Annotated in this window: 9 protein-coding genes; 7 read left to right on the top strand and 2 right to left on the bottom strand. The window is 60.1% G+C overall.

Annotation, left to right across the window (positions count from 1 at the left end):
- Window positions 1–38: 38 nt before the first annotated feature.
- On the bottom strand, window positions 39–1,139 hold the full coding sequence (gene ydiK, locus SANT_RS10455) for an AI-2E family transporter YdiK (RefSeq protein ID WP_025422242.1): 1,101 nt from the start codon (window positions 1,137–1,139) through the stop codon (window positions 39–41).
- Between the two features lie 274 nt (window positions 1,140–1,413).
- On the opposite strand from ydiK, the gene SANT_RS10450 reads away from it, so the two are divergent.
- A complete protein-coding gene (locus SANT_RS10450; RefSeq protein WP_025422241.1) occupies window positions 1,414–4,494 on the top strand; it encodes an FAD-binding and (Fe-S)-binding domain-containing protein in 3,081 nt (1,026 codons plus the stop codon).
- The gene (locus SANT_RS10445; RefSeq protein ID WP_025422240.1) at window positions 4,491–4,916 is read left to right on the top strand and encodes a hotdog fold thioesterase; all 426 of its coding nucleotides are present in this window, start codon (window positions 4,491–4,493) and stop codon (window positions 4,914–4,916) included. Before SANT_RS10450 ends, SANT_RS10445 begins: the two co-directional genes overlap by 4 nt.
- Window positions 4,917–4,935: 19 nt before the next feature.
- Here SANT_RS10445 and SANT_RS10440 read toward each other — a convergent pair whose 3' ends face one another.
- Window positions 4,936–6,132 carry an MFS transporter gene (locus SANT_RS10440; RefSeq protein ID WP_038668468.1) on the bottom strand — a complete coding sequence of 399 codons (1,197 nt, stop codon included), beginning with the start codon at window positions 6,130–6,132 and terminating at the stop codon, window positions 4,936–4,938.
- A gap of 837 nt (window positions 6,133–6,969) precedes the next feature.
- Between SANT_RS10440 and sufA the strand changes: the two genes are divergently transcribed.
- From sufA to sufS, 5 genes are all read left to right on the top strand, one after another.
- Window positions 6,970–7,344, top strand: a complete 375-nt coding sequence (gene sufA, locus SANT_RS10435; protein ID WP_025422239.1) for a Fe-S cluster assembly scaffold SufA — start codon at window positions 6,970–6,972, stop codon at window positions 7,342–7,344.
- A gap of 13 nt (window positions 7,345–7,357) precedes the next feature.
- Window positions 7,358–8,863, top strand: coding sequence for a Fe-S cluster assembly protein SufB (gene sufB / locus SANT_RS10430; protein ID WP_025422238.1), 1,506 nt, complete (start codon window positions 7,358–7,360; stop codon window positions 8,861–8,863).
- A gap of 62 nt (window positions 8,864–8,925) precedes the next feature.
- Window positions 8,926–9,672 carry a Fe-S cluster assembly ATPase SufC gene (gene sufC / locus SANT_RS10425; RefSeq protein ID WP_025422237.1) on the top strand — a complete coding sequence of 249 codons (747 nt, stop codon included), beginning with the start codon at window positions 8,926–8,928 and terminating at the stop codon, window positions 9,670–9,672.
- On the top strand, window positions 9,647–10,933 hold the full coding sequence (sufD, locus tag SANT_RS10420; protein WP_025422236.1) for a Fe-S cluster assembly protein SufD: 1,287 nt from the start codon (window positions 9,647–9,649) through the stop codon (window positions 10,931–10,933). Before sufC ends, sufD begins: the two co-directional genes overlap by 26 nt.
- Window positions 10,930–12,153, top strand: coding sequence for a cysteine desulfurase SufS (sufS, locus tag SANT_RS10415; protein ID WP_025422235.1), 1,224 nt, complete (start codon window positions 10,930–10,932; stop codon window positions 12,151–12,153). Before sufD ends, sufS begins: the two co-directional genes overlap by 4 nt.
- Window positions 12,154–12,167 lie beyond the last annotated feature (14 nt).

Raw genomic sequence — 12,167 nt, 5'->3', positions numbered from 1 at the left:
GACATTATTGTCCCGGCGCACGCCGGGACGACGCGGGATTAATGTAATTCCCTGAGCTGTTTCTCCGGATTGTCGATTTTCTCCGGCGGCGGCGCTTCTTGCATCCAGGCGAACACCAAACGCCAGGATACCGCCAATACTACCGGGCCGATAAACAGGCCTATCATGCCGAAGGCCAGTAAACCGCCCAATACGCCGCACAACACCAGCAGCATCGGCAAATCGGCGCCCATGTGGATGAAAATAGGCCGTAGAATATTGTCTAGGGTCGCCACCACGCAGCTCCACACCAGCAGTACGGTTCCCCAGGTAGTGTCGCCGCTCCAATAAAGCCAAATCATGGCCGGGATCAGCACCGGTAGGGGGCCCAATTGGGCGATACACAACACGAACATGGTGACGGTGAGTACGGTCGCCAGCGGGATGCCGGTGATAGCCAGGCCGATCCCCCCCAGCACGGCCTGAACGATGGCGGTCAGCACTACGCCGAGCGCGACCGCGCGAATGGCCTGCGCGGCCAGCAAAACCGAGGCATCGCCGCGTTCCGCCCCCAGGCGAATGGCGAAATGCCGTACCGCCATCCCCACGCGCTCGCCGCGCAAATACAGCAATACGCTGAACAAAATCATTAAGCCGCAATGCAGCAGCAGGCTACCCAAATTAGCCACCTGACCCAGCAGCCAGCTGGCAGCCTTGCCGATGTAGGGCTGGATCTTGGTCATCAACGGGGCGCTGCCGCCGGAAATCAGCGATTGCCAGGCGCTGTAGAGTTTGCGTCCCACCATCGGGACATCCTGGAGCCAGGCGAGAGTGGGCAAGTTCAGCCGGTCCGGCTGCGACGCCCAGGCCACCAGCGGGGCGCTGTTATCAACGATGCTGCTCACCAGAATCGAGACCGGCAGTACAAACAGCAGCAACAGCAGCAGCGTCATGACCACCACCGCCAAGGAGCGCCGCCCCCAGAGCAAATGCTGTACTTTTATGAGCAGCGGCCAGGTCGCTATTACCACCATCGATGCCCAGGAAAAGCCGAGAATAAAGGGCTGAACCACCCAAAAGCAGCCGAGGGTCATCAGCGCGATAAAGGTGACGCTGAATAACATTCTGGGCAAATCGTGTAGCGGGCGCGGGAAATCCATGAAACACCTTTCTCCTCATACGAGCGACGGGTTGCGAGCGGCCGGAAGCGGGCCGAATCTGGGCTAGTAGCATAATGATGGGGTATATCGGCATTTTTTGACAGAGGCGGATGAAAACTTTCACCGCGTAACGCCGCGGGTCATGCCTGGGCGAGGGATTTTTATTGTCGGCAGGGCATGGATAAAAAAAATATGATAAAACAGTCAAGTTCGGCAGCAGCCGGCGGGGTCGTCATCGCCCTGATGAGGCTTTAACACAATAGGTTTATCGTCCATGCTTCCAAAGATTTCCCAGGCCCCGGGCGTCGACCCGGTGGTGACCGAATTTCTTGCCCAGTTAACGCGCCAAGGATTTACCGGCGATAGCGCGACCGCCTATGCCGACCGTCTGACCATGGCTACCGATAACAGCATCTATCAGCTGTTGCCCGATGCGGTGATTTTTCCCCGCTCGACCGACGATGTGGCGCTGATTGGCCGATTGGCGGAATGGCCGGCCTACCGCGGTCTCACGTTTACCCCGCGCGGCGGCGGCACCGGGACTAACGGGCAATCCCTCAACCGCGGCATTATCGTGGATATGTCGCGCTACATGAACCGCATTTTGGAGGTCAACGTCGAGCAAGGCTGGGTGCGGGTAGAAGCAGGGGTGGTGAAGGATCAGTTGAATCACTATCTTAAACCGCTGGGTTATTTCTTCTCGCCCGAACTGTCCACCAGCAACCGCGCCACCCTCGGCGGGATGATCAACACCGACGCCTCGGGACAGGGATCGCTGGTGTACGGCAAAACCTCTGATCATGTGCTGGGACTGCGGGCGGTGTTGTTGGGCGGTGAACAGCTCGATACCCGCGCGATGCCGTCCGCGGCGGCGCAGGCGCTGACGGCCGAGCCCGGCCGCCTTGGCGACATTTATCGCACGGTATTCGAGCGCTGCCGGCAAAAGCGTGGCCTGATCGTCGAAAAGTTTCCGGATCTTAACCGCTTTTTGACCGGCTACGATTTACGCCATGTGTTCAGCGACGATTTACAAACTTTTGATCTCACGCGTATTCTTACCGGCTCCGAGGGCACGTTAGCGTTCATCACCGAGGCGACGCTTGATATCACGCCCCTGCCGCAGGTGCGCCGCTTGGTGAACGTCAAATACGATTCTTTCGATTCCGCGCTGCGCAACGCCCCGTTTATGCTGGAAGCGCACGCGCTGTCGGTGGAAACCGTCGATTCCAAGGTGCTTAATCTGGCCCGGGAGGATATTGTCTGGGACTCGGTGCGCGAGCTCATCGAGGATGTGCCCGGCCACACGATGCAGGGGCTCAATATCGTCGAGTTCGCCGGTGACGATCGCGCTCTGATAGACCGGCAACTGGCGACGCTGTGCGCAGGGCTGGAGAGTCTCATGGCCGCCGGCGAGGCCGGCGTAATAGGTTACCAGCTGTGCGGCCAGCCCGTGGAAATCGAGCGTATCTACGCCATGCGCAAGAAAGCGGTGGGGTTGCTCGGCAATAGCAAAGGCGCCGCAAAACCTATCCCGTTTGCCGAAGATACCTGCGTACCGCCCCGACATCTGGCGGATTATATCGCTGAATTCCGGGCATTGCTCGATAGCCATCAGCTCAGTTACGGCATGTTCGGCCATGTGGACGCCGGCGTGCTGCATGTGCGCCCGGCGCTGGATATGTGCGATCCGGCGCAAGAAGTGCTCATGAAACAGCTTTCCGATCGCATTGTGGCGCTGACCGCCAAATATGGCGGCCTGCTGTGGGGGGAGCACGGCAAGGGATTTCGCGCCGAGTACAGCCCGGCGTTTTTTGGCGACGAGCTCTACCGTGAGCTGCGCCACATTAAAACGGCGTTCGATCCCGACAACCGGCTGAATCCCGGTAAAATCTGCCCGCCGCTGGCAACCGATGCGCCGATGCTGACGGTGGATGCCGTCAAACGCGGCACCTTCGATCGGCAGATCCCGGTGGCGGTGCGCGGCGCCTGGCGCGGCGCAATGGAGTGCAACGGCAACGGGTTATGCTTTAACTTCGACACCCTGAGCCCCATGTGTCCTTCGATGAAAATCACCGCCAACCGCATCCATTCGCCGAAGGGGCGGGCGACGCTGGTGCGCGAATGGCTGCGGCTGCTGGCGCAGCAGGGCGTTGATCCGCTGCAGTTGGAGCAGGCATTGCCGCGCGGTATCGCCACGCTGCGCGATGTCGCCGCGCGGGTAGGCAACAGCTGGCGGGCGCGGCGCGGCGAGTACGATTTTTCCCACGAGGTGAAAACGGCAATGTCCGGCTGCCTGGCCTGTAAAGCGTGCTCAAGCCAGTGTCCCATTAAAATCGATGTGCCGGGCTTTCGCGCCCGCTTCCTGCAGCTTTACCATAGCCGGTATCTGCGCCCGGTGCGCGATTACCTGGTGGCCGGCGTGGAGGGGTACGCCCCGGTCATGGCCCGCGCGCCGGCGACGTTCAATTTCTTTCTGCGCTGGCAGTTGCTGCGCACCCTTGGCGAACGGGCCGTGGGGATGGTGGATGTGCCGCTGCTGTCGCAGCCCTCGTTGCGCCGACAGGCGGCGGACGTGCTCGCCACGGCCCCGACGCTTGAGCAGTTGGAGCGCATGAGCGTTGACCAGCGCCAGGCGCACGTGCTTATCGTTCAGGATCCGTTTACCAGCTATTATGACGCGCGCGTGGTGGCGGATTTTGTCCGCCTGGTGGTTAAACTGGGCCGCATACCGGTCTTGTTGCCGTTTTCCCCCAACGGGAAAGCGCAGCATATTAAAGGTTTTTTGCGCCGTTTCGCGCGGACCGCCCAACGCACCGCCGATTTCCTCAATCGCATCGCGCGGCTGGAGCTGCCGATGGTGGGGGTCGATCCGGCGTTGGTGCTGTGTTATCGCGATGAGTACCGTGAGGTGCTCGGCGCCGCGCGCGGGGATTTCCAGGTTCAATTGGTGCATGAATGGCTTGCCGACCTGCCGACCCGCGGACAAACGGCATCCCCTGCGGCCGAGGCCGCCGCTCCGGCGGCGCAGGCGCCATGGTATCTGTTCGGTCACTGTACCGAGGCCACGCAGCTGCCGGCAAGCGCCCGGCAATGGCGCGATATTTTCGCCCGTTACGGCGCACGGCTGGAGCCGGTCAGCGTTGGCTGCTGCGGCATGGCGGGCACCTATGGACACGAGAGCGCGAATTACGCCCATTCGCGGGGTATTTATGCGCTATCATGGCAACAGCAACTTGCACAGCTGCCGCGCGGCCGCTGCTTGGCGACCGGTTATTCCTGTCGCAGTCAGGTCAAGCGTATCGAGGGTGAAGGTATTCGCCATCCGCTGCAGGCGCTTTTGGAGATTATCGCATGATTTGGACGCGTACGCCGTCGCTGGAAAGACTCAACCAGGTGGCGCAGGGTTGCATGATAGGCTATCTGGGCATTCGCTACACTCGGCTGGAGGACGACGAGCTGGAGGCGGTCATGCCGGTGGATGAACGCACGCGCCAGCCGTTCGGCATACTCCACGGCGGCGCCTCGGTGGTGCTGGCGGAAACGGTGGGATCCGCCGCCGGCTATCTTTGCACCCGGGGAGATCAGCGGATCGTCGGCCTTGATATCAACGCCAACCATTTGCATAGCGTGCATGACGGCTGGGTGCGCGCGGTGTGCCGCCCGTTTCATCTCGGCCGCACGCGTCAGGTTTGGGATATTCACATCTATGACGAGACGGCGCGCTTAACCTGCGTCTCCCGGCTGACTACCGCCGTGCTGGACGGGCTAAGCGGCTGATGCCGCGCCGGCGCCGGGATTACGGTATCTGCGCCGCCTGCTTCAGGCGCCGCGTTAATAGCGCCGCCAGCACCGCCATCAGCGCGGCGGCAAGATAGATCCACGACATGCCCAGATGTGACATCACCAGCCCGGCGGCCGGCCCGGCCACGCCCAGCGCCAGGTCGAGAAACGCACAATAGGTACCGAGCGCGGTGCCCTGGTTCTGTGCCGGCACCTGTTTCATGGCTTCCACCCCCAGGGCCGGAAACACCAGCGAAAAGCCGGCGCCGGTCAATAGCGCGCCGAGACCGGCGATGGCGGCCGTCGGCGCCGCCCACAGCAGCACCAGCCCCGCGCTTTCAACCACGAAGGACAGCAGCGCCACCCGACGACCGCCGAAACGGCTAATGACATTGCCTAACACCAGCCGTACACCGACAAAGGCGCAGCTCATCAGCGTCAGGGCGAAGGCGGCCCCCTGCCAGCCGCGGTCCGCGTAGTAAAGGGTGATGAAGCTGACGATGACGCCAAATCCGAGCGTGCCAAGCCCCAGCACCAGCCCAAACAGCCAGACTTTGCCCACCACGGCGGTAAACGGAATGCGCTTGCCGGTACTCACGCTCACCGCGGGGCGGCGCAACGCGACCCCCCAGGCGCAGACGCCGGCCAACAGGATAAAACCGCCCGCCAGCGCCAGGCCGCCAAGGCTATTGAGAAACACGCCCAGCGGTGCGCCAATCGCGATGGCGCCGTAGGTGGCCACGCCGTTCCAGGAGATAACCCGGCCGGTATGTCGCTGGCCCACCGCGCCAATCCCCCACAGCATGGACCCGGTGCTGGCGAAGCTTTCGCCCACGCCCAGCAGCAGCCGGCCGGCAAAAAGACAGCCGAGGCTTAGCGCCGGATCGACGCTGGTGGCGCGGGCCAACAGATAGCAGGCGCCGCTCAGGGCGCAGCACAGCAGGCCAATAAGAACAATTTTCTTCGCCCCCAGCAGGTCGGCGCAGCGGCCGGCATAGGGGCGGCTGGCCAGCGTGCTGAAATACTGCACGCTGATGGCAATACCGGCTATCAGCGGACTGAACCCTAGGGTTGTGTGGGTGAACCCCGGCAAAATGGCCAGCGGGATGCCAATGGTTAAATAGCAAATAAAGGTGAAAAAAACGATGGGGATAATGCGCTTATTCAACTCCGGTGCCGTCAGGGACGCGGCGGGGCGGTCGGACGTGGGCATAGCAGGATCCAGCGGGAAAAAACCAGGGCTACAGCATAGCGCTATCGCCCGCGTCAGGGGAAACAAAAATGTCTGCGCGCCGGTGTCGAGGGACCTGCGCCCACGCTAACGCCGGCGGGGGTCACGTTGCGCAGCAATTTCACCGCCGCCAATGCCACGGGCGGCCTGCGCCTGCGCTAACGCCGGCCGGGTGATCCTGGCGCCGGGGAGGGCGTTCCAAGGGGCGGTCATCGTATTCGCTGCGGCGCAGAAGGCGTGGTCGCCCGCGCCGCAACGATGAATGCGCGCGCCGGCGAGGCACAGAAGAGCCTGCCGCCGGCGACGCTTTTGTGATATAATTGTTATCAATACGCGCGACGCAAAGCAAACGCGACGCAGGCGGCGGTAATTAATAGGGCGTCACCAACGCCCAGTTACGTTAATGATAATTATTATCAAATAAAGACAACGGCGCCGCTGCGCTTATTTCCGTCGCATTTTAGGGTTATTTCCCCATTGGCTATTTGCTGAGCGAAAATGACGAATTATTTTTTCGCCTGTTATAAAAATAGTTTATTTCTATGAATATTCGCTTTAGTCACGGGGCAGAAAGTTTTAGTATTAAAAAAACGGTCCTTTCTTTTCATACATACGGAAAATCAGGGTATTAGCGGTGAAATGGCCCTATATAAATTAGGGGAATAGCGGATGAAAACGGCATTTGCCGGCGGTAGTTGCCTCCCTTTCCTGTAAAAACGGCCTATTCCCCTATAAAGGTCAAGGTTGAAGAGAAAATACAACTCTTTAACATAGGCGGGTTTTCCGAGTATCACCAAGTAACGTCATGAGGTAAACCTGATGCAAGTAGACAATAAGGTTGAGACGTTCTCCCTTGAGGAGAATATCTGGCGCGGCCTGACGATAACCGATTCCGCCGCCCATCAGATCCGGCGCCTGGTGGAAAACGACCCCGCCATGCTGGGGTTGCGGCTAAGCGTGAAACAGTCCGGCTGCGCGGGTTTCGGCTATGTGGTGGAAAAGGCCACGCAGTCTGAGGACAGCGACCGGGTTTACGAGCATGACGGCGCCAGATTATATGTGCCGCTGAAAGCGATGCCTTTCATCGACGGCACGGAACTGGACTACGTTCAGGAAGGCCTGAACCACGTGTTTAAATTTAACAATCCCAAAGCTCAGCACGCCTGCGGGTGCGGCGAAAGTTTTGGCCTTTGAGCGATGAATCATTATGGCACGAAGCAATACTGACACCCCTGAGGCGATTGACGCGACTCAACCCTGGGTGAAAAGCGAGCGATATAAAGAAGGCTTCTTTACCCAACTGGCAACCGAAGAACTGGCGCACGGCATCAGCGAAGACGTGGTGCGCGCCATCTCGGCGAAACGCGATGAACCGGAGTGGATGCTGGAGTTTCGTCTTAATGCCTATCGCGCCTGGCTGGAAATGGACGAGCCGCACTGGCTGAAAGCCTACTACAAGCCGCTTGACTATAACGATTACAGCTACTATTCCGCGCCGTCCTGCGGCGCCTGCGACGATACCTGCGGGTCGCAGCCCGGCGCCACGCAGCAATCCGGGGCGGAAGGAGCGAAGAACTATCTCACCGATGAAGTGGAACAGGCGTTCAACCAGTTGGGCGTGCCGGTGCGCGAGGGCAGCGAGGTCGCGGTGGATGCCATTTTCGATTCGGTGTCGGTTTCCACCACCTATCGCCATAAGCTGGCGGAGCAGGGCATTATTTTCTGCTCCTTTGGCGAAGCGATTCATGAACACCCGGAACTGGTGCGCCAATATCTGGGCAGCGTGGTGCCGGCCAACGACAACTTCTTCGCCGCGCTCAATTCGGCGGTCGCCTCCGACGGCACCTTCGTTTATGTGCCGAAAGGCGTGCGCTGTCCAATGGAGCTGTCGACCTATTTCCGCATCAACGCCGCCAAAACCGGTCAGTTTGAACGTACCATTCTTATCGCCGATGAAGGCAGCTATGTCAGCTACATCGAAGGCTGCTCGGCGCCGGTACGCGACAGCTACCAGCTGCATGCGGCCGTAGTGGAAGTTATCGTGTTGAAAGATGCGGAAGTGAAGTATTCCACGGTGCAAAACTGGTTTGCCGGCAGCGAGGCCGAGGGCGGGATCCTCAACTTCGTCACCAAGCGCGCGCTGTGCGCGGGCGAAAACGCCAAAATGTCCTGGACGCAATCCGAAACCGGCTCGGCCATTACCTGGAAGTACCCGAGCGTGATTCTGCGCGGCGACAATTCGGTGGGGGAATTCTTTTCGGTGGCGCTGACCAACGGGCGTCAGCAGGCGGATACCGGCACCAAGATGATCCACATCGGCAAGAATACCCGCTCCACGATTATCTCAAAGGGGATTTCGGCCGGTCAGAGTGAAAACACCTATCGCGGGCTGGTGAAGATCATGCCGACCGCCACTAACGCGCGTAACTTCACCCAGTGTGACTCCATGCTTATCGGCAGCGAATGTGGCGCCCACACGTTCCCTTATGTGGAAGCGCGCAACAACACCGCCCAGTTGGAGCACGAGGCCACCACGTCGCGTATCGGCGAGGATCAGCTGTTTTATTGCCGCCAGCGCGGCATTAGCGAAGATGATGCGATTTCGATGATCGTTAATGGCTTTTGCAAAGACGTGTTCTCCGAGCTGCCGCTGGAGTTTGCCGTGGAAGCACAAAAATTACTGGCTATCAGCCTTGAACACAGCGTGGGCTGAGGCCGCGCTACCGCGTTTGCTGCCCGGACGTCGCAACAGGCCGGGTAAAGGAAAAATGAAACATGTTATCGATTAAAGATTTGAACGTCAGCGTGGAAGACAACGCCATCCTCAAGGGACTGAGCCTGGAAGTAAAACCCGGTGAGGTTCATGCCATCATGGGCCCGAACGGCTCTGGGAAAAGTACCCTGTCAGCGACGCTTGCCGGGCGCGAAGACTATGACGTCACCGCCGGCGAGGTCTTGTTCAAGGGCCGCGATTTGCTGGCGCTGGAGCCGGAAGAGCGCGCCGGGGAAGGCGTATTCATGGCGTTTCAATACCCGGTGGAAATCCCCGGGGTCAGCAACCAGTTTTTCCTGCAAACGGCGGTGAATGCCGTGCGTAAATACCGCGAGCAGCCGCCGCTGGACCGCTTCGATTTCGCCGATTTCATCGAAGCCAAGATTGAACTGCTGAAAATGCCGGCCGACCTGCTGACCCGGTCGGTTAATGTGGGCTTCTCCGGCGGTGAGAAAAAACGTAACGATATCTTGCAAATGGCGGCCCTGGAGCCGGATTTGTGCATCCTGGACGAAACCGACTCCGGTCTGGATATTGATGCGCTGAAAATCGTCGCCCACGGCGTCAATACCCTGCGCGACGGCAAACGGTCTTTTATTATCGTCACGCATTATCAGCGTATTCTGGACTACATCCAACCCGACCACGTTCATGTGCTGTATCAGGGCCGCATTGTGAAATCCGGTGATTTTTCCCTGGTGAAACAGCTTGAGGAGCAAGGCTATGGCTGGCTTACCGAACAACAGTAATGCCCGCGCGCTGACACAGTGGCACCAATTGTTTGCCGGCCAGAGCGCGGCGCGCTCCGCCGAGGCCTATGCCCATTGGCAGGACGTTGAACGCCTGGGGCTGCCCACCCGCCAACACGAGCATTGGAAATACACCCCGCTCGACGGGCTGTTGGCGCATCGTTTTGCTCCCGCCGCCGCCCGCGCGGTTTCCGCCGCTGACCGCGATGCGCTGAGCCTGGGCCTGGACGCCTGCCGTCTGGTGTTTGTCGATGGCCGTTTCGCCCCGGCGCTGAGCGACAGCGACACCGGCCTATGGCATATCGAGGTGGAGCAGGGCGCCGCCAGGCGGTCGCTGCCCGCGCCGATCCAGCCGGAGGTGTTCTTGCATCTGACCGAAAGTCTGAGCCAGGAAACCACCCGCATTCGCCTGCCGGCGGGCAAAGCGGCGGCGCGCCCGTTGTATTTGCTGCACATCAGCCAAGGCAGCGAGGATCAGGAAACGCTGAATACGCTGCACTATCGCCACCATCTCGATATCGGGGCCGGCGCGCAGGGCCAGGTGATTGAACATTTCGTCAGCATGAACGCCCAAGGGCATTTCAGCGGCGCGCGCACCTCCATGGTAGTGGGCGACAACGCGCACCTGAGCCATATCAAACTGGCCTTTGAAAGCCGCGCCAGCTACCACTTCGGCCATAACGACATCAGCGTGGGCCGCGATGCGGTGGTGCGCAGCAGTACGTTTATTCTCGGCGCCGGCTTGACCCGGCATCAGACCAGCGCGCAGCTGAATGGCGAAGGGTCCGATTTGGCGATCAACAGTTTGCTGCTGCCGTCGGGGCAGGATGTCAGCGATACCCGCACCTACCTTGAACACAATAAAGGCTATTGCCTGAGCCGCCAGTTGCATAAGGTGATCGCCCGCGACCGCGGGAAAGGCGTCTTCAACGGCCTGATTAAGGTGGCGAAGCATGCGCTCAAGACCGACGGTCAGATGACCAATAACAACCTGTTGCTCGACCGTCTGGCCGAGGTGGATACCAAACCTCAGTTGGAAATTTACGCCGATGATGTGAAATGCAGCCATGGCGCCACCGTCGGCCGGATCGACGAGGAGCAGATGTTCTATCTGCGTTCGCGCGGTATCACTCACGAGGACGCCCAGCAGATGATAATCTATGCTTTCGCCGCGGAAGTGACGGAAGCGATTGGCCACGATGGGGTGCGCGACACGGTGCTGGCGCGTATCGCCGATGCTTTACAGGGGGTGGCGGCATGACCTATCCCATTGCGCGAATCCGGTCTGATTTTCCTATTCTGGCGCGGCAGGTTAACGACCGGCCGCTGACCTATCTCGACAGCGCGGCGAGTGCGCAAAAGCCTAACGCCGTCATCGATTGTGAAAGCGACTACTATCGCCAGGGATACGCCGCGGTACACCGCGGTATTCATACACTAAGCAGTGAAGCCACGACCCGCATGGAGAACGTGCGGCAACAGGTGGCGCGCTTTATTAACGCCGCGCTGGCGGACGAAATTGTTTTCGTCAAAGGCACCACCGAGGGCATCAATCTGGTGGCCAACAGCTGGGGGCGACACAATCTGCGGCCCGGCGACAATATTGTCATCACCGAGATGGAGCATCACGCCAATATTGTTCCCTGGCAAATGCTCGCCGAGGAAAAGCAGCTGTCGCTGCGCTACCTGCCGCTGCTGCCCGACGGTACCCTCGACATTGCCCGACTGCCGGCATTGATTGACGAACGTACCCGCCTGTTCGCCGTCACCCAGGTATCCAATGTGCTCGGCACCCGCAATCCGCTGCCGGAACTTATCGCCCAGGTGCGCGCGGCGAGCGACGCGCTGGTGTTGGTCGACGGCGCGCAGGGCATCATGCATCAGAAGGTGGACGTGCAGGCGCTGGACTGCGATTTTTATGTGTTCTCTGGGCACAAGCTCTACGGCCCCTCGGGCATTGGTATTCTTTACGCTAAAAAAGCGCTGCTGGACGCCATGCCGCCCTGGGAAGGCGGTGGCTCCATGATCCGCACCGTCAGCTTGACCGAGGGCACTACCTTTAATGATGCGCCCTGGCGTTTCGAGGCGGGTTCGCCCCATACCGCCGGGATGATGGGGCTGGGTGCCGCCATCGACTACGTTGAGCAGGTGGGGCTTGACGCTATTCAGGCCTACGAGCATGAGCTGATGCGCTATACCCTCGAAGCGCTACAGCAGGTGCCGGACCTGACGCTGTACGGGCCCGACGATCGCACCGGCGTCATCGCTTTTAATTTGGGGCAGCATCATGCTTATGATGTTGGCAGTTTTCTTGACCAGTACGGCATCGCCATCCGCACCGGCCACCATTGCGCCATGCCGCTGATGGCGTATTTCCGGGTGGCCAGTATGTGCCGTGCGTCCCTTGCGATGTACACTGACCGCGACGATATTGACCGGCTGGTGGCCGGTCTCGTGCGGGTGCAGCGTTTGCTGGGCTGATTGCCAAACAGGGA

This window comes from Sodalis praecaptivus, from assembly GCF_000517425.1.
GTDB lineage: Bacteria > Pseudomonadota > Gammaproteobacteria > Enterobacterales > Enterobacteriaceae > Sodalis_A > Sodalis_A praecaptivus.
This window is presented reverse-complemented; position numbering and strand designations above follow the sequence as displayed.

Coding starts and splice junctions, on each gene's coding strand:
- sufD (WP_025422236.1), top strand. CDS start 9,647: ATGGCTGGCTTACCGAACAACAGTAATGCCCGCGCGCTGACACAGTGG.
- ydiK (WP_025422242.1), bottom strand. CDS start 1,139: ATGGATTTCCCGCGCCCGCTACACGATTTGCCCAGAATGTTATTCAGC.
- sufS (WP_025422235.1), top strand. CDS start 10,930: ATGACCTATCCCATTGCGCGAATCCGGTCTGATTTTCCTATTCTGGCG.
- sufA (WP_025422239.1), top strand. CDS start 6,970: ATGCAAGTAGACAATAAGGTTGAGACGTTCTCCCTTGAGGAGAATATC.
- SANT_RS10440 (WP_038668468.1), bottom strand. CDS start 6,132: ATGCCCACGTCCGACCGCCCCGCCGCGTCCCTGACGGCACCGGAGTTG.
- sufC (WP_025422237.1), top strand. CDS start 8,926: ATGTTATCGATTAAAGATTTGAACGTCAGCGTGGAAGACAACGCCATC.
- SANT_RS10450 (WP_025422241.1), top strand. CDS start 1,414: ATGCTTCCAAAGATTTCCCAGGCCCCGGGCGTCGACCCGGTGGTGACC.
- sufB (WP_025422238.1), top strand. CDS start 7,358: ATGGCACGAAGCAATACTGACACCCCTGAGGCGATTGACGCGACTCAA.
- SANT_RS10445 (WP_025422240.1), top strand. CDS start 4,491: ATGATTTGGACGCGTACGCCGTCGCTGGAAAGACTCAACCAGGTGGCG.